Below are 17,952 nucleotides of genomic sequence, written 5' to 3' on the forward strand. Positions count from 1 at the left end.
TGTAGAATAAGGGATATTGTATGAATAATAGAGATATAGCAAATGATTTATTTAAAGGTAATGTGGTCACGGTACTAAATAAATGGATTGTATCTATTATTTCTAAAACTCTGAATTCTCTCTATATAGTTTCTATACCTAGAGACTATTCATGTAGAAATGGGTATGAATTTGAACATTTTGCTACAGGTTTCGCAATAAACAGAGATATTGTTGTTTCTGTAGCGCATATAGAGCCAAAGGACCATGTATGCGTTATTGATAGCAATGGGGAATCTTCTGAAGGTAGAGTAAAGGGTATCGACAATAGATGGGATTTGTTATTCATAGAAAGTAATAGAGTCTTGGATCCGCTTTCTCTAGAGCTAGAAGTACCACCTATAGGGAGTATTGTTTTAGCATGTGGCATGCCTCTCGGTCTTCTAAGACCATTTTTCTCCTTAGGAATAATAAGTGGACACAAGATAAATGCAGCTATAGGTAATGAGTATATCGAAGGTCTATTAACAGCCAGTGCACCAGTGATACCGGGAATGAGTGGAGGTCCCCTGATAGATATCTATGGAAAAGCAGTAGGCATAATAACGGGTAGTGCTTTCAACACCCATGAATTCACACTAATAGTCCCCTCTAAAAGAATCTATTACAGCTACAATATACTCAAAAAATACGGATACATAGACCACATTAAGTTGGGTATAAGGGTTATCGAGTACAGGTTCGGATCTAAAGAAGGAATTGAAGGAGTTGTAGTGTCTAGCATACTCAATAATAAGCTTTCATCTATCTGTGGAATAAGCGTAGGAGATATCATAGTAGCTATAGACAATTTCAAGATAAAAACAATTGAGGATCTATGGAATGCTCTAGATGAAGTTTTCCTTCTGTCGAAAGATAGAATAGTTATCGAATTCTATAGCTATAAAGAGAAGACGTATAGAGTCTGCGAATACAACATGTAATCAATAACTGTCTCTATCCAAAGTTTAGCTACACATAACAATAAATAATATACTGCTACTCTTTAACTAATTTGACTTAGAATCCATCCACAAAATAACGTGTATTGGAAGATCTAGAAAAGGTATATAAAGGAAAACTACTTATTAGATTCTGTAACCTCTCTTATAAGCGGTCTGCCACCTCTTTCTCTAGCTATTTCGCTAGCAGACTTGGTTTCAGTTACATTGAATATTACCTCTAATTCTGTCGGTATAGACACAATTTTTTCTTCGTATACATACTCACCTTCCTTAACGTATTTATAGGTGTAGATAGAGTACTTACCTTCTGGAACCTCTACTACGCAAACACCATTGCTATCTGTTTTACTTGATGCTACAACCCTTCCTTCAGCTTCTACTACAACATTTGTGTCTTTAAGTGGTGATGAATTGAATAGTACTTTGATTCTTAGGTTATGGTATCTCAACTCCTTCACACAAATATGCATACCTCTAGAACTAAAGAAACTGTTTGTTTTTTCCGAAAGTTCTCTAACAAGCTTTTTTACATCTTCAGGTACATCTTTATCTAGAACTATCAATCTGTAGACCTTAGAGAAGGTGTCGCACAGATCTTCATAATACTCATTACTGAATCTAGATGTTAACACAATGAGCTTGTCTCTAACAACATCTAGCTGCCTAAACATGTGTGGAGGCATTTTAACCATGTAAACATTAAAGACCTTGGTCAAGAACTCGTGTACTTCGTCTCGTACATCCTTCTTTATTTCAGTCTCTATAGGTTTAGCATATGTTTTCCAGTCTTCTGTAGCCATACTTCCACCCTATTTAGGTTACGAATCAAAGTTTATAGCTAGACAGAAGCTTATATGTGTATCTAGCTAAAGTACTCAGAAGATGATCAAAATGGTTGTAAACATGAATCGTGTTAAGATCGTTAATGTGTATGAGGTTCCTAAACAAAGAGTTGAGAATGGTGTGAATACATGGATAAAGGTATTGTTTTCTGTAGACGAAATGCCAACGTTTTCGATGAGGATTTTCGAAATGGATGAAGGTGGATACATCGAGGCCCATAGTCATCCATGGGAACACGAGATTCTAGTACTCGAAGGTGAGCTAAAGGTTTCTGTAGAAGATGAAGAACATTATCTAAAACCCTTTACAGCTATATACATACCGCCCAATAAAGTTCATAGCTATAGAAACATCTATAAAGGAAGAACAGTATTCTTATGCACAATACCTATTAAACCAACTACATAAACAATAGATAGATCATAAAGTGTTTTGAGTAATTTCTATAAGCTTTGATTGTTTTTGTTAATTATTTAAATTTTCTAAACAACTATGGTGGCTAAAACATCTTGAAAACTTTTATAGAGAAACAGTCTACGTTACTTTAATTGCCTTGAATCCTTTGATACTTTCTATCCAATGAATTTCACTAAATTCGGCTCTACTTAACCTATTCTTTATACCCTTAATTATATCGATGTTACTATGTTTAGCTGGATTTCCCGTGTAGTGTACAAATACTCCATTCTTTTTAAGAATTCTATACACCTTCTTATAGAATTCATAGCTATAAAGTTCTCCAGCTATTTCAAATCTTGGAGGATCATGTACAACAACATCGAAGTCTTCTTCACCTAATTCATCTAGCACATTGAAAGCATCTCCTAAAACTATAGAGATCTTAGGGTCTTCCAGTTTTCTAGACCAGGGATTAAGTGATGCTAGATATAGAACATTGCTATCAAGTTCTACTGTAACTACAGATTTAGCACCAAACATGACCTCAGCTATGGCTGTATAGCCAAGACCTGTACATATATCTAGAACTCTAGCATTCTTTATCCTTCTAGAAATACTCCTAATTTTTGTAAAACTATCGGTCCACGGATCTATACTCTGTATTCTATGCATATGTATACCGTTGATCTCTATAGTTGGAGCTTTATTTCGTGCCACAGGCCTCAGCTTATAGTACTTACCATCGCTATACATGTCAAGTCTATGGAGACGACCATCAATTAACTTGTATAGAAAACCTTCACGTACAGCATTAAGTTCATTAATGTCTATAGTATCGCCACTAATCACTACCACACCGTTTCTATACTCTATATCAGTTTCTCTAAGACCAAGATCAACAGTTACTTTAAATCTTGTCTCACCCTTCTTGATCCTTGAGATAATTTCTTCAACATCCCAAACAGATATGGTTACTCCATTGATATATCTATATACGTAGTACTCCATAAAGTCTTCACTAACTTTAAAGAGCTATGCTTATGATAATAACCTTCTCAATGCTTTTAAACATTTTTATTATATCAGTCTAGCCTATAATGATCTTAACTAATTCATCAACAATATTCTTCTTCCAAATACTGTCAGCTTTATAGCTTTTAGCTAAATTCATCAGTATACCTACTTTATCAGGCTCAATACCTATGATTTCTCTAATCTTAGCACCATTGATAGTGCCATTGATTATGAATCCAAGTACCTTCGTCACATTTGAAGGTTGTAGAGATATTTTAGCGGATTCAAGATCAATGAAGAAAGGTTTTGAGGGATTTTCACAAAGATACACAACTTGGTTAAAAGGTCTAGATATTTCGACAAGATCTATCCCTATCTTATCCATATGGTATGATGCTTTCAGCAAACTCTCTATAACTTTTAACAATATCTCTCGATTATTCTTTATATTCATAAAAAACTCTGCTAATGTCGGTCCATCAATATACTCTCTCACCAATACATCTTCTGTAGCCATATAGACTTTAGGTACGAATCCTGTTGCTGAAGCTTTACTGAGCATCTCAGCTTCCCACACTAGAGAAAATCTCTTAGAGTCTGTTCTCCTAATCTTTAGAGCTACAACACCATACAGAGAATGATGAGCTAGAGCAACAATAGATGAATGACCTTTACCAACAACATATACACCTCTAGATATAGCTATTTTACCAAAACTATATACAGCATCTATACCAGATCTCTCTATATCTTCAATCCTTCTGTTAAAACAAGTGGAATCACATCTCGGATAACATAGTATTCTACATAAGGTATTGTGATCATGTATTGATTGAAGATTATATTCCCTACAAAGCATACCTCTTAACCTATACTGTCTATGAAGCTAATATAGATTAAATATTAATCAATTAATGTAATCAAGAACAACAGTCACTAGACCTATGACCATATATAACATCTAGATATAGGTATAGAGCTACTGATCAAGAAATTCATGGTATATCCTTTTCATTTATAGCACATTCCTATACATCATGGTTTAACAATGTTACGGCAAGAACTAGAGAATATAGCTATATCTTCGCTATATTGTGTTATAAGTTCTTTAGCATTCACTCTATACATGGTTATAGACCGTTTCCTCTTCAACCTCCTCCACACTATGAAAGACAAGGCCTTTAAGTTGTAACAGAACTTGTGATGTATCATTGGTTACAGATTCTTCTACTATTCACGGCTATGGGTAAAAGAGATATTCTTTATAGGTATAAAAACTAGCAAACTAACCAATAAAACAATCAGCAGCAAAATACTCAGCATCAAACAGCCTCCAGTTCCTGATGAGGTTCGATAGATTTCCAAAACCGTTCTTCATTCCAAGGTTTCTGTAAGTTTATAGTTTTCACAAACTCTATAGAAGAAACTTATAGACAGGAAACAGCTCCCTAACCTACCATAAAAACTTATAACCAACGAAATAAAATAAAGATGGGAGACAACCAGGGAAAGTACCGAATGTCACTGCTTTTAGGTGATGAATGTGGATGAGAACGATATAAAGAGACTTGTGTCCGATTGTGAAAGACACTTGGCTGTTGATGATTTGAATTCCTTCTACACATGTATAGACAGCAAGGGTTTAGTCGACTGGGTAAAAAGGGATGTGGTTCTAATCGCAAAGAGCAATGAGTTCATTAGACTACTTGCCTACAAGGTTGTCGGAAGAGATGTCTATTCGCTTATCGCTTTCTATAGTGTAGCCAATAATAGTCTAAAGTACATGGGTATGGATGTAGATGTATCCGATATCGATGATGTTAAGAGGATTCTCGGAGATCTATAAGCAAGGAACAGGTCGTATAGACACCGATAATAAAGCTCAACCCGATAAATGTTAAGAGACGTGAAACAATCAGAAAAGGCTCTAGAGGAATTGGAAAAACTGAAGTACCTAAAATAACTGAAATGATCTATCTAATGGATAAGGGTAATTACCAACCGCTAGAGGCTTCAGACCCCTTAACGTATAGATGTATAGATAAGGTCTTCTCTATCCTTCACACCATATAGTCTGTAACAAACTTTTAGCATCGTGACTCTAAAGGTTTTTGAGGAAGATCTTGGCATAGGTAAATTGATGTCTAGGGCTTTAAATGTTGATTATATTGTTGTTTGGAAAGTAGACGCATTGTTGTTAATGTTGTATACCTCTTTACTATAATACTCTAAATCAGTATATTTATTATTTAGTATTTATTAATAATACGGTGTAATGATTATGGATTAAGGTGGGTTTTGAAAAACATTAAACTTGCTACTAAGTGGATTGAAAAAGCTGATGTATTTCTAAATAATGCTGAAAACATCCCACTGAAAGACACTTCTAGTTAACTTGTTTTGAGGCACATCAAGTAGCTGAACTCTATATCTAAAATCCCTAATAGTTTTTCCACAGGGTTCATCTTTATACACGATTTGGTTGAGTTAATTGATACACTAAAAGATATAGAAGTAGGTGGTGATCTGATTACATTCTGTGAGGTCTTAACACCTCACTACACTCTATCACACTATCTAAGTAGAGAACTATAACATACACAAAAACTAGGGCAGAAAGATGTCTGTCTCTAGCAAGGAGAGTCATTGAATGGATAAACTATGTTAGTAAAAAGGTATTCCTATTAGGTAAACTTTATATAGGTTTACTGCAGTATCTACCTAGGGTGTGTTTATGAATTACGTTACAGTATCTGCTAAAATCCCCAAGAAATTGAAAGAGCTTCTAAGTAGATATGGTATAAAGCCTGGTCCTATTATTAGGAGAGCTCTTGAAGAAGAAGTTAAAAAACGAATGCTTGAAGAACTTGAGGAAGTATCTAGAGAGCTCTCTAAGGAGCTATCTCATGTATCAGATGAAGAAATTATTGAGCTGATAAGAGAGGATAGGGAAGGTAGATAGTATTGTATCTCTATGATGCAAATGCAATACTTAATCTCGTAAAGAGAGGTGAATTAAGGGTTCTCCTAGGTGGACATACCTTAGATCTTGCTATCTACGAGACTGCCAATGCTATTTGGAAAGAATACCATCTTCTTAAGAAGATAAGGATTGAGATAGTCTATAAATTAATTGAGCTACTCTCTAAGATCTTCAACATACTAGATCTACACACAATAAGAGGTTTCGAGAAAGATGTTATGGATATAGCTGTAAGAGAAGGGATAACAATCTATGATGCATCCTACATATATATCGCAATGAAAAACAATCTAACATTAGTAACCGACGACAGAAAACTCATGAATATCGCTAAAAAATACGTTAATATAGCAACAACTAGTGATATCACTACATAGATTACAAGCCTATGTTCTAAAGTCCGTAAGTCTATGATAAAATACATCTACAATTATTCAAATATACATAGGTGTAGTAAATGGTAGAGAAAACATAATGATACTATAGAAAGGCTTGGAAGAGCCTCGAAAATAAAATACTAATACATCCTAAACATTGGGGAAACAGATGTTTACAAATTAAAGGTTTATTGAGAATTCAGCAAGGTACGCGAGAATTAAACTATTGGGAATACTTCTATGGATTCCGAGAATCGATTACCTAAAGATGTATAGATGGCCAAGGGTTTGGATAGTTCGGATTCGATGAGCTAGTGAGCTGTTGACGAAGGGTAAAGCTCTATGAACCTCTCTTTGCCGATGATTCTAGGAAACACGGCAACTCAATCTACATTAACCAATATGAATAGATATGGATCCCGAAACATCCTATACATAGTTCTATAATATTGTTTGTGTAAAAGCTCGTCCTTTAACAGTATCTTTTAGTAGGTTGTTAACATAAGGCTTATGGTATTGTAGAGACGATTTTAAGTTACCTTTATTAGAAACTGTATTTTATTGTTTAGAGCTTCTTTTTGTTTTATTGAATATCTTGGCTTGGACTGAAACAATGATTTAGTGTCTGTCTAGAGAGGATATTAGTTACCTAGGTAACTAGTTACCTAGGTAACTGCTTATGTTATTTGATCTTAGACCTAAAGAGAGAAGAGATGAGCTTTTTGATCGTGAGGAAGAGTTAGAGATATTGCATAGGCTTGTAGGTAGTGAATGGATTGTTATCTTAGGTAGGAGGATGATGGGGAAAACGTCTTTGCTTAAGACATTCCTTCACGAAGTTGATGGTATCTACATCAATCTTTCTGGTGTTAGAAGTGTTAAAGGGTTGGTTGAAGAGCTTATGAAGTATGCTAGAAAACTTGGTGTAGAGGTTAGTGTAGGTCCTTTAACTATTTCTTGGTCTAGGTTAGCTGAAGATGTTTTCTCGAAGTTTGATGGAAAGGTGATAGGATTTGATGAAGCTCAAGATCTACCTGTGAACTATACTCTTAAACTTCTCAAGAAGGTGTGGGATACATATGATATAAGGATTATCTTTACAGGCTCTATGGTAGGGCTTATAACTGGGTTACTAGAACCAACACCTCACAGCCCTTTATATGGAAGACAGCCTGCTAAAATAACGCTAAAGCCTTTTACACATGAGCAAAGCCTAGAATTTCTTTCTAAAGGATTCAGAGAATGTAAACTAGATGCACCATTAAATGAGCTAGAAGAAGCTATAGATCTACTTGGAGGATATCCAGGATGGCTAGCTTACTACGGAAATATGAGGTGTGTACGTAGATTAACACATAAAGAAGCATTAGAACAAGTATATCAAGAAGGAAAACAAATACTTCTAGAAGAACTCAAAAAATTTCTAGAGTCGCGTAAAATACCTGAGAAATACATAAAATTATTGAAGCTTTTGCCAGCTAGATGGAGTGAACTCAAGAACGCTATGAATATAAATAGCAAAGTGCTCAGCGACATGATCCAAAATCTGGAGAAAGCTATAATAATAGAGAAGAAAGGAGATACATATACTATCCCAGACCCAATAATGAGAAACCTAATATTCGAGCTATAGGTGTACCTCAAGATCTAAGTCAAAACATTAAGAACATCACATATCTATGCAATCACGCAAAACTTCTCTCCATCACAAAGAAACAGTACCTTCAAACATAATGAACTCCATAAAGCGATTGAGGTATGGTTTCGTGAGAAGACATAGTTGTTGGGGTTAGTGATTAGCTTAAACAGAATGTTATGAATATATCAGAATCGAATTCAAGTACTTCAGATCTATCTATAGATTGTTATAGTATTACGTGTATTAAACCTACAGTAAGTATTGTTGTAGGAGGATAGGGATCTGTGGAACGAAAACTACTGGGTTATAGTATCGATGGTTAAACCTAACAAAGGTAGAGTTTATTCATAGTTTAGCTAGTCGGTAAACTCTAGATAAACTCTAGAACCTATTCTTTGTGTAGAGCTTTGAGAGTGGATGAGCTACACGAGATTCATCATGTTACCTTTATTCAGATGTCTATGACCCTTCACAAGATGTGAGCAATTCTTATAATTTCTTAACTATGGTATCGATGGTTTGGAGGTGTTCTTAAATAATGAATGTGTTTACCATCATATTAAGAAGTATCGCTAAGAGAAAGTCGAGAACGGTGCTAACTATTCTTGGTGTAGCTGTTGGTGTAGGATTAATGTTTTCACTTCTATCTATATCAGCATCTGGTACGCAAAGATCTTTAGAGCTTATTAGAAGAATATCAGGGGCAGATATAGTTGTTTACAATGGTACTAGAGGTTTCTCAACAAGTATAATGTCTAGAGCTCGACAGGGTGTATCTTTCCAACCCTTTGTTTATCAATACATTGATATAGAGACTTTAAAACATATATCCGCTATTCCGGGTATTCTCACTTTATCACCAGTTCTGCTATATAGAGCTAGTGTATCGTCATCTGGGAACATGATTGAGGTAGATGTCTATGGTATTGATCCTTCGAGTTATATGTCAGTATCATTACTCGAAATCGAGGAGGGGAGGTTCTTAAGTAGACTAAATGTATATGAGGTTGTGGTGGGTAGAGCTATAGCTGATGAGTTAGAAATTTCTGTAGGGGATAATATTGTTCTCGAGTTCGGTAATAAGAGTGCTACTCTCACTGTTGTGGGTATATATAGGGGTCTCAATAGATTTGCTGAAAACTTTATCTATATTCCTATAGATATTGCGCAAAACATAAGCGGACTTAACAACAAGATTTCTCAGATACTTATAAAATGTGTAGATCCTTCACAGGCTCAAGAAGTAGCGCAACAAATAACAAACTTAGTACCAGGTGTATCAGTATTTGTACCTATCGCCACAATCCAAAATGTATCTCAGGCAATCAATACTGTCACATACTTCTTTACAATAATAGGTCTTGTGGCTATTACTGCAGGAGTTTTTGGTGTTATGAATACCATGACCATGGCTGTAGCTGAGAGAACAAGAGAGATAGGAATACTAAAAGCTATTGGTGCAAGCAATAGTTTTATCTTGAAGTTGTTTCTATTAGAATCAACGATTCTTGGTTTTATCGGGGGTGGCGTAGGTATATTCATAGGTTTAGTGCTATCCTATATTATAGCGCCTATACTAGCTCAAGCAGGTATACAAAGATTTTTCAGCACACCTGGAAGAGGATTAAGTCAACCATATTTACAACAAACCCAGTTTAGTCTATCGATAACTCCTTTAACGATAGCATTATCTCTATTCTTGGGTATAGCTGTAGGCATTATAGCAGGTATTTATCCTGCTTATAGAGCTTATAGACTAAAACCTGTTGAGGCTTTAAAGCATGTCTAAGGGTGTTGTTGTTCAGCTAAGAAATGTTGTTAAGACCTATAGATACGGTAAACAGTACGTTCAAGCACTTAGAGGAATTGATCTAGACGTTCAACGAAGCGAAATAGTATGTATAGTTGGGCCTTCGGGTTCTGGAAAAACAACGTTACTCAATATCATTGGAGGGTTGGATAGAGTTGATATAGGTAAAGTAATTGTAGATGGAATTGATTTATGTAGCCTTAATGAAAGAGAGTTAGTAGAGTTTAGGCTCAGGAAGATAGGCTACGTATTTCAATTCTACAACTTAATACCTACATTATCGGTACTCGAAAACGTAGAGCTACCTATGTATCTTCTAGGTGTTAAAGAGAAAGAAAGGAAAGAGAGAGCAATAGAGTTGCTCCAGCTTGTAGGTATTCAACATTTAGCGAATAGAACACCAGATACACTTAGTGGAGGTGAACAACAACGTGTTGCAATTGCTCGTGCTCTAGCAGTCAATCCTGCAATAATTCTTATGGATGAACCCACAGGAGCACTAGATACAGATAACACGAAGAAACTTATAGATTTAATTAAAAAGCTCAACAATAAGCTTGGTCAGACATTTATTGTAGCTACACACGACATCTTAGTGGCTAAAGAATGCACAAACATATGCACACTAAGAGATGGGAAAATAACTAATGTCTACAAACCTTCAGAAATAGGTAGACTATTTCAGTACCTAGTCTAGACAAACACTAAACAATTGCTTTAGTTCAAGCCAAGATATTCAATAAAATGAAAAGAAACTCCAACCCTCTCCAGAACTCTCTCCTCAAGACTAGAGTTTGATGGCTGATAGATCACTATGGTATACTGGGTGGTTTATGTGGATACTGTTTTTAGTATTAAAATTAGGAAAGAGGTTAAGGAGAAGATGAAGAAGTATAGGGATGGGGTCAACTTGGCTGAAGAGAGTTGCAGATATATTGAAGAGATTTTGAGGAAGTTAGAGGCTCAAGAGAATTTTGAGAAGATTTTGAAAGAGCTTGAAAAACTGGGTGGAGTATCTAGAAATGGTTTGCTGTTAGCTCTGTGAGAGAATCGTGATAGTAGTTAATGTTTTTGCTTTAATAGCTTGTCAGAATCTTCTATCTATAAGAATTGTTAGAGATTTGCAACATTCTTTACTCATTCAATGATTCTCATCGTTAGAGATGGACATCTTTCTGCTCTATCATATGTTTAGAGTATGTAACATTTATTTCCAGTATTTTGGTGGCTCACTTTTTCTAAGTTTGGTGGTAGGTTCCCACCTAAATCTCCATAAACCTTTGCCAACATCTTCTAACACAAGTTGGAATTCACTAATAGTTTTATCGCTTAAAAGAACCTCATCAGCTAGAGGCGATATAACTATATCGATATCTACTTCAGATGATATAGTGTCTTCTGCAACTACTACAGATTTACAGATCCTAGGCGCAATCCAGACTCTTAAGGGTCCTCCAGCAGTTTCAAAAACTGTTTCTTCAAAGCTTTGTGTAGGAGGCCAAAGCCCTAGAGTCTGGGCAACAGGTATAGGAATTAAAATTTGTGGTGTTTCTGATTCGTAACCACTATTAGCTAAAGCACTTACATCAATACTTTTACTACCACAGATAATCCTAACCTTAACCCTTACAACCAAAACTATGCACCTTTACAAGCCTTAATTCTCCCAACTCTAGTCTTATGATCTCTAATAAGACCAACGAAAATCTTCTTCATAGAGTAAGCACCTCAGATTACTTATTAACTCAAAAAGATTATCTATTTATCTACTGAAGCAACCTATATCTACCGATTTTCTTGACAATATTGATTAGATTATAGTTAACTGCAGTAGATGGATTATGTGTCCAACTTAATGAATGATATCATCTTTCAGCAATCTCTGTATCGTTATATAGCTAAACCCAACTTATTATATAGACTTTCTTTTCAGTATTCATCAACAAGGTAAGAGAATATTGTGACAAGAATCTTTATCTAGATTTGAAACATATATACCTTACCTACTGCATCATTACTAAAGCTATTGCATCTAGTGCTTTAATCTACATCTAATTCGTTCTGAACTGAAGTAGCGATCTAGGTTAATAATTTTATGTCTCTAGATAGCCAAATGATCTTAATTGATTGGCGGGCCCGAGGGGATTTGAACCCCTGACCACCGGCTCCGCAGGCCGGCGCTCTATTCCTGGCTGAGCTACGGGCCCAGAGAGAGTGGTACTATGTGGAGTACTATTTGTGGGTTTTTGGGTTTATTTGTCTAGATATGTATTGTTTTTAGATATATTCTTCTAGATTTTATGCGTTAAGTTTTTTATCTCTTCTTTTTGGCTTTTTGGTTTCATAGAAGGTGATGAATAGATGAGTAGTATACTAAGTTTATCACTATACTTAGGTATTGTTGCTGGTTTGGTATCGTTGTTTTATGTTCTTGCACTAGTGTTTGATATAAAGAGGAGGTTGCCTTCAAGAGATAGTGAAGAAGAGAGACGGGCTATAGAGATACATGGGTATATCATGAGTGCTGCTAAAGCATATATAGGTGCTCAGTATAGAGTCATTATGGCTGTTGTTGGAGCAATAACAATTTTGATTGTTGCTGGAGGTTTTGTTGTCAACAATATGTCTGTTGTTCTTACTGGTGCTATGTATCTTGTTGGTGGTATAAGCTCCATGGCTGTAAGTGTGATTGGTATGCTTATGGCTGTTGAATCCAATATAAGGGTCTTGAACACACTATCTAGAAAAAGTTTGAGAGAAGCTCTATCTCTAGCATTTAGAGGAGGCTCTGTTACAGGTTTTATGGTTGGTGGCATAGGGTTACTACTCATATCAATACTCTTCATATGCCTAAAGACATATGTAGGTGAAGTAGAAGCAGCTAAAATACTTCTAGGCTATGCCTTTGGAGCAAGTACTGTAGCTCTTTTTGCAAGAGTTGGTGGAGGTATATATACAAAAGCTGCAGATGTAGGTGCAGACCTTGTTGGCAAGGTCGAGAGGGGTATTCCGGAAGACGATCCAAGAAATCCAGGCGTTATAGCTGATAATGTTGGTGATAATGTTGGTGATTGTGCTGGTATGGGTGCAGATCTCTTTGAATCATATGTAGAAGCAATAATAGCGCCAATGGTTATAGGCGGTGTACTCAGTAGTATAGTGGGGAATACAGATCTAATGGCATATCCCTTACTTTTCTCATCTATAGCTCTAGTAACATCGCTTATATCGTCTCAATTCATCTCTATATCGCCTATCAAAGAGCCTAGCAAAACATTAACACTAGCATCTATTCTAGCTATACTCTTTGCTATACTTATCAACGGTATAGCGACATTTGCAGTAAATCCTTCATTAGCAACACTATGGGGTGTAGGTGTACTAGGGCTTATAGTTGGAGCTATAGTGGGCTTTACATCAGACTACTTCACATCACCTCTATACAGACCTGTTAAAATAGTGGCTGAACATTCGCAATTCGGTCCTGCTTTAACAATTCTTAGTGGTATGTCTATGGGATTCTATAGCGTGTTTATACCTAGTATAGCAATAGCTTTAGCAGTAATAGCCTCTTACACATTAGGAGCATCTATAACAAGAGAACCATTACTCTCCGGTATGTATGCCGCAGCACTAGCTGGTACAGGTATGCTTGCTGTAGCACCGATCATTGTTGCAGCAGATGCATATGGACCTGTGGTAGATAATGCTGCAGGTTTAGCTGAACAAGCAGGTTATGAAGAATTTGTAAGAGATCTAGCTGATAAACTCGATTCAGCTGGAAACACCATGAAGTCTATATCTAAAGGCTATGCAATTGGATCAGCAGCTCTAACAGCTCTAGGACTGATATTCAGCTATGTGAGCGTCATAGCTGATATAAAGAAAGAGAGTATAGAGATGGTCTTGAGCAAGATATTCAACATAGGCAACATAGATTATGGAGTATTCTTCTTAGGAGGCATAATCATAGGTGTTGTAATGGTTGCATTCTTTGTAGCCATGGTCATTCAAGCTACAACAGCAGCTGCAGGAAAACTAGTCGATGAGATTAGGAGACAGTTTAGAGAGAGACCAGGTATACTTGAATGGAAAGAGAGACCAGATTACGAGAAAGCGGTAAGGATAGTTACATTCTATGCCATAAGAAGGCTTATAGCTCCAGGAATACTAGCATTAGCAACACCTATACTCATAGGCATGGTGCTTGGCTATGGAACAGGAGACCCGTGGAGAGGAGCAGCAGCAGTCGGAGGCTTACTCATAGGTGCTGTAGCTTCAGGGCTACTGCTAGGACTATTCCAAGGAAATGTAGGTAACACCTGGGATAATGCTAAAAAGTACATAGAGATGGGCAACCTAGGAGGAAAGGGTTCTGATACTCACAAAGCTGCAGTTGTTGGAGATACTGTGGGAGATCCATTAAAAGATGCATCAGGACCAGCTATAAACATAATGATAAAGGTAATGGCTGTAGCAGCCTCAGTCCTAATACCCTATCTACTCTTCCTATAGAATCTCTCCATCAATTATTTTTTATCATCTTTTTAACCATAATTCTCTAGATGTAGATAATAAGATTCAGACATTTATTACCATTATTTAAACCATCAAATCAAGTAATTGTTTGGTGGACCGGCCGGGATTTGAACCCGGGACCCCTCGGGTGCGAACCGAGTGCTCTTCCAGCTGAGCTACCGGCCCAACTAGATGCTCAGTCAACACTACATGTAGTAACTTAGGTGGGTTTTTAAGTGTTCTCAACTTTTTAATTGATTTTACGTATTATATCTGTAGCTTAGACTATATATATCTAGGGTACTGAAAGTTGGTAGCAGTTAATAAAGGTCTTGATGTGCTTGATAATATATTTACCCAAACACTGAAGTCAAAGATATTTACCAATAGAGATGTTCTTAGACCTGATTACATACCTAATGAACTTCCACATAGAGAAGAGCAGATGGCTAAACTAGGTTCTATACTTGCCCCTGCTTTGAGAGGATCTAAACCTAACAATATATTCATTTATGGATTAACTGGTACAGGTAAAACTGCTGTCACAAAATATGTTCTAAAGAGACTCCATGGAAAGGCACTAGATGTTGGTGTAGATATCCTTCCATGCTATATCAATACTAGACAAGAAGATACAACGTATAGGGTTATACTTAGGTTAAGCGAATGTGTAGGTCTTAAGCTACCCTTCACAGGTATATCTACAGCTGAAGCCTATAGGAGATTCATAAAGGTTATAGATGCCAGGAACACTATAATGATAGCTGTTCTAGATGAAATAGACTTTCTAATCAAGAAGCATGGAGATGAGCTTCTTTATAGACTCACTAGAAGTAGTGATGATCTTAAACAGTCAAAGATATCGTTAATAGGTATAACGAATGATCTCAAACTAGTTGAGGATCTAGATCCACGTGTAAGAAGTAGTCTAGGTGAGATAGAGATGGTTTTTCCACCCTATAATGCTGTACAGCTAGAAGATATTCTTAGACAAAGAGCACGAATCGCGTTTAATCCAGAAGCTATAAGTGATGACGTTATAAGCCTTTGTGCAGCTTTAGCAGCTAGAGAACATGGAGATGCTAGAAGAGCTCTTGATCTACTTAGGGTTGCTGGCGAGATAGCTGAAAGAGAGAACAGCTCTAAAGTAGCGATAGACCATGTCTATAAAGCCTTGAGGGAGATTGAGAGAGACAGGGCACATGAGCTAATATCCTCTATGCCTCTCCACAGTAAACTAGTACTCTTCTCTATATATAGTTTAACTAAAGATGGTGGAAAAGTGACTACAGGTGATGTTTATGCACACTATAAGTCTCTATGTATGCGTCTCGGTATAGAGAGTGTTACTCAGAGAAGAGTTAGCGATATAATTAGTGAACTAGATATGGTGGGATTAATTACAGCTCACGTTATTAGTAGAGGTCGCTACGGGAAAACAAGAGTTTTATCCCTAGCTATACCTCCTGAAGTTATTGTAGAGGCACTTAAAGAGGATCCATATATTGTCCACATGTTATCTAGGGATAGATGATGGTTATTTTGATGTAGCTTACAAAAGGATTAAGCTTAAGCATAAAACAGTTCTTGTAGGAGCTGTAGTGTGTTTTGATAGATTCAAGGACCTGTATATAGAGCTTGTTACAGTTGATGGTCTTGATGCTCTTGGATCGGCTTTCACCATCCTCGAAAAATCCTTATCTTTATATAATATCGATGCTGTATTTCTAGATGGTGTTACATACGCAGGTTTCAATATAGTTGATCCCAGAAAACTCTATGCCTTAGGAGATACACCTATTATTACTGTGTTTAGACATAGGCTAGATCTATCCAAGATATATCTAGCTCTCGAGAAACACTTCAGAGACTATAGATACAGATACGAAGTCATTGAAAACATCTATAGTAAAAGTATTGAGTTAGAGCTTAAGCATATACCTACAACTATAAGGATACATGTTCTAGGTATGGATATAGTTAGAGCTAAAAGAGTTGTGATAGAACAATGTAAAGTATTTGCTGATCCCTATCCCCTAAGAATTGCCGATAGAGTTGCCTCACTTGCTGGAAGACTAATCAATAGATCTCTAGACCTCTTCTAAGCGCTCTCCAGATACTTTTTCTGTTCATCGGTTAGCTCATCTATATCTATATTCATAGATTTAAGCTTTAATCTAGCTACAAGAGAATCTATTTCGTAAGGAACATTAAGGACCTTTTTATCAAGCTTATTTCTATTCTCGACAATATATTTGACTGAGAGAGCCTGATTTGCAAAACTCATATCCATAACCTCGCTAGGATGACCTTCAGCACATACCAGATTAACCAATCGACCTTTACCAAGTAGATACAGCTTCTTGCCATTAGGTAGCATATACTCTGTTACACATTCCCTAATTTCTCTCCTTTCTACAGCTAACTTCTCTAGACTCTTGACATCTACTTCAACATCGAAATGACCTGCATTAGCTAAAATCACTCCATCCTTCATATCCATGAAGTGTTCCTCAGTAATCACCTTAATATTGCCTGTCGCAGTAATAAATACATCACCTATTCTAGCGGCTTCACTCATCCTCATAACCTCGAATCCATCCATAACAGCTTCTAGAGCTTTTATTGGATCTACTTCTGTAACGATAACTCTTGCACCCATTCCTCGTAGCCTCAAAGCTATACCTCTACCTACCCAACCATAGCCTGCAACTACAATGATCTTTCCTGAGAGAAGCATATTTGTAGCTCTCAATAATCCATCTATTGTGCTTTGTCCAGTACCATACCTATTGTCGAAGAGATACTTTGTATATGCATTATTTACAGCTATAACAGGATAGAGTAAAGCATTTTGTTTTTCCATAGCCTTTAGCCTAGTTACACCAGTTGTTGTTTCTTCTGTTCCGCCCAGTACTTTTCTAGCCGTATCTGGTCTAGATCTATGTATATAGACATGTAGATCAGCTCCATCATCTATAACTATATCTGGCTCTATCTTCGAGATTGTATCTATAGCCCAGAAATACTCATCTTCTGTTTCACCTCTCCAAGCAAATACATGGATACCTTCTTCAACAAGTGCAGCTGCAACATCATCTTGTGTAGATAGAGGATTACTAGCAGCAAGCCATACTTCAGCACCTCCACTTTTTAGTGTTTCTACAAGAATAGCTGTCTCTTTAGTTACATGAAGTACTGCAGATATCTTAATGCCTTTAAGTGGTTTCTCTTCCTCAAACATCTTCTTGATCAGATTCATTACAGGCATATGCTGTTTTGCCCATTCGATCTGGAGTTTCCCTTTTGGCGCAAGATTTAGATCCTTAACTCTATACTCCATAAAGTATCACAAAAGTGTTAGATATCTTACAGCTTAAAACTTG

Annotated in this window: 17 protein-coding genes and 2 tRNA genes; 12 read left to right on the forward strand and 7 right to left on the reverse strand. The window is 36.5% G+C overall.

What is annotated here, in order from left to right; translation table 11 throughout:
• The first annotated feature begins 20 nt into the window (after positions 1-20).
• Positions 21-962: a S1C family serine protease gene (locus QXK50_02180; protein MEM2007971.1), complete on the forward strand. Its 942-nt coding sequence runs from the start codon at positions 21-23 to the stop codon at positions 960-962.
• Positions 963-1,099: 137 nt separating this feature from the next.
• Here the strand turns inward: QXK50_02180 and QXK50_02185 are convergent, their stop codons facing one another.
• Positions 1,100-1,783: a hypothetical protein gene (locus QXK50_02185; GenBank protein MEM2007972.1), complete on the reverse strand. Its 684-nt coding sequence runs from the start codon at positions 1,781-1,783 to the stop codon at positions 1,100-1,102.
• 103 nt (positions 1,784-1,886) lie between these two features.
• Between QXK50_02185 and QXK50_02190 the strand changes: the two genes are divergently transcribed.
• Positions 1,887-2,234: a cupin domain-containing protein gene (locus QXK50_02190; protein MEM2007973.1), complete on the forward strand. Its 348-nt coding sequence runs from the start codon at positions 1,887-1,889 to the stop codon at positions 2,232-2,234.
• Positions 2,235-2,360: 126 nt separating this feature from the next.
• Here QXK50_02190 and QXK50_02195 read toward each other — a convergent pair whose 3' ends face one another.
• Positions 2,361-3,233 (reverse strand): RsmD family RNA methyltransferase, encoded by an 873-nt coding sequence (locus QXK50_02195; protein ID MEM2007974.1) that lies wholly within the window; start codon positions 3,231-3,233, stop codon positions 2,361-2,363.
• A gap of 79 nt (positions 3,234-3,312) precedes the next feature.
• A complete protein-coding gene (locus QXK50_02200; protein MEM2007975.1) occupies positions 3,313-4,098 on the reverse strand; it encodes a hypothetical protein in 786 nt (261 codons plus the stop codon).
• A gap of 684 nt (positions 4,099-4,782) precedes the next feature.
• Between QXK50_02200 and QXK50_02205 the strand changes: the two genes are divergently transcribed.
• The 7 genes from QXK50_02205 (at position 4,783) to QXK50_02235 (ending at position 11,093) form a co-directional block, all read left to right on the forward strand.
• Positions 4,783-5,085, forward strand: a complete 303-nt coding sequence (locus QXK50_02205; protein ID MEM2007976.1) for a hypothetical protein — start codon at positions 4,783-4,785, stop codon at positions 5,083-5,085.
• 888 nt (positions 5,086-5,973) lie between these two features.
• Complete coding sequence (locus tag QXK50_02210) at positions 5,974-6,201, forward strand: hypothetical protein (protein MEM2007977.1); 228 nt, start codon at positions 5,974-5,976, stop codon at positions 6,199-6,201.
• Positions 6,202-6,203: 2 nt separating this feature from the next.
• The gene (locus QXK50_02215) at positions 6,204-6,599 is read left to right on the forward strand and encodes a type II toxin-antitoxin system VapC family toxin (protein MEM2007978.1); all 396 of its coding nucleotides are present in this window, start codon (positions 6,204-6,206) and stop codon (positions 6,597-6,599) included.
• A gap of 679 nt (positions 6,600-7,278) precedes the next feature.
• Positions 7,279-8,232 carry an ATP-binding protein gene (locus tag QXK50_02220; GenBank protein MEM2007979.1) on the forward strand — a complete coding sequence of 318 codons (954 nt, stop codon included), beginning with the start codon at positions 7,279-7,281 and terminating at the stop codon, positions 8,230-8,232.
• A 544-nt stretch (positions 8,233-8,776) separates the two neighbouring features.
• Positions 8,777-10,027: an ABC transporter permease gene (locus QXK50_02225; protein ID MEM2007980.1), complete on the forward strand. Its 1,251-nt coding sequence runs from the start codon at positions 8,777-8,779 to the stop codon at positions 10,025-10,027.
• Entirely contained in the window at positions 10,020-10,745 is a 726-nt protein-coding gene (locus QXK50_02230) for an ABC transporter ATP-binding protein (protein ID MEM2007981.1), read from the forward strand. Before QXK50_02225 ends, QXK50_02230 begins: the two co-directional genes overlap by 8 nt.
• A gap of 138 nt (positions 10,746-10,883) precedes the next feature.
• Positions 10,884-11,093, forward strand: a complete 210-nt coding sequence (locus QXK50_02235) for a hypothetical protein (protein MEM2007982.1) — start codon at positions 10,884-10,886, stop codon at positions 11,091-11,093.
• Positions 11,094-11,255: 162 nt separating this feature from the next.
• Here QXK50_02235 and QXK50_02240 read toward each other — a convergent pair whose 3' ends face one another.
• Positions 11,256-11,684 (reverse strand): hypothetical protein, encoded by a 429-nt coding sequence (locus QXK50_02240; protein MEM2007983.1) that lies wholly within the window; start codon positions 11,682-11,684, stop codon positions 11,256-11,258.
• Between the two features lie 492 nt (positions 11,685-12,176).
• Positions 12,177-12,255, reverse strand: a tRNA-Arg gene (locus QXK50_02245).
• Positions 12,256-12,409: 154 nt separating this feature from the next.
• Between QXK50_02245 and QXK50_02250 the strand changes: the two genes are divergently transcribed.
• Positions 12,410-14,563, forward strand: coding sequence for a sodium-translocating pyrophosphatase (locus QXK50_02250; protein MEM2007984.1), 2,154 nt, complete (start codon positions 12,410-12,412; stop codon positions 14,561-14,563).
• Positions 14,564-14,676: 113 nt separating this feature from the next.
• On the opposite strand, the gene QXK50_02255 is transcribed toward QXK50_02250, so the two are convergent.
• Positions 14,677-14,752, reverse strand: a tRNA-Ala gene (locus QXK50_02255).
• Between the two features lie 124 nt (positions 14,753-14,876).
• On the opposite strand from QXK50_02255, the gene QXK50_02260 reads away from it, so the two are divergent.
• Together QXK50_02260 and QXK50_02265 are read left to right on the forward strand one after the other, a co-directional pair.
• Positions 14,877-16,100, forward strand: coding sequence for an orc1/cdc6 family replication initiation protein (locus QXK50_02260; protein ID MEM2007985.1), 1,224 nt, complete (start codon positions 14,877-14,879; stop codon positions 16,098-16,100).
• On the forward strand, positions 16,072-16,671 hold the full coding sequence (locus tag QXK50_02265; GenBank protein MEM2007986.1) for a DUF99 family protein: 600 nt from the start codon (positions 16,072-16,074) through the stop codon (positions 16,669-16,671). The genes QXK50_02260 and QXK50_02265 overlap by 29 nt, the downstream gene beginning before the upstream one ends.
• Here QXK50_02265 and ahcY read toward each other — a convergent pair.
• Positions 16,668-17,909, reverse strand: coding sequence for an adenosylhomocysteinase (gene ahcY, locus QXK50_02270; protein ID MEM2007987.1), 1,242 nt, complete (start codon positions 17,907-17,909; stop codon positions 16,668-16,670). The genes QXK50_02265 and ahcY overlap by 4 nt on opposite strands.
• Positions 17,910-17,952 lie beyond the last annotated feature (43 nt).

Source organism: Ignisphaera sp. (genome assembly GCA_038831005.1).
In the GTDB taxonomy this organism is placed as follows: domain Archaea; phylum Thermoproteota; class Thermoprotei_A; order Sulfolobales; family Ignisphaeraceae; genus Ignisphaera.

Bases quoted from the DNA above. Each gene is read 5' to 3' on its own strand.
- QXK50_02180 (MEM2007971.1), top strand. From the start codon at position 21: ATGAATAATAGAGATATAGCAAATGATTTATTTAAAGGTAATGTGGTC.
- QXK50_02185 (MEM2007972.1), bottom strand. From the start codon at position 1,783: ATGGCTACAGAAGACTGGAAAACATATGCTAAACCTATAGAGACTGAA.
- QXK50_02190 (MEM2007973.1), top strand. From the start codon at position 1,887: ATGAATCGTGTTAAGATCGTTAATGTGTATGAGGTTCCTAAACAAAGA.
- QXK50_02195 (MEM2007974.1), bottom strand. From the start codon at position 3,233: ATGGAGTACTACGTATATAGATATATCAATGGAGTAACCATATCTGTT.
- QXK50_02200 (MEM2007975.1), bottom strand. From the start codon at position 4,098: ATGCTTTGTAGGGAATATAATCTTCAATCAATACATGATCACAATACC.
- QXK50_02210 (MEM2007977.1), top strand. From the start codon at position 5,974: ATGAATTACGTTACAGTATCTGCTAAAATCCCCAAGAAATTGAAAGAG.
- QXK50_02220 (MEM2007979.1), top strand. From the start codon at position 7,279: ATGTTATTTGATCTTAGACCTAAAGAGAGAAGAGATGAGCTTTTTGAT.
- QXK50_02225 (MEM2007980.1), top strand. From the start codon at position 8,777: ATGAATGTGTTTACCATCATATTAAGAAGTATCGCTAAGAGAAAGTCG.
- QXK50_02230 (MEM2007981.1), top strand. From the start codon at position 10,020: ATGTCTAAGGGTGTTGTTGTTCAGCTAAGAAATGTTGTTAAGACCTAT.
- QXK50_02250 (MEM2007984.1), top strand. From the start codon at position 12,410: ATGAGTAGTATACTAAGTTTATCACTATACTTAGGTATTGTTGCTGGT.
- ahcY (MEM2007987.1), bottom strand. From the start codon at position 17,909: ATGGAGTATAGAGTTAAGGATCTAAATCTTGCGCCAAAAGGGAAACTC.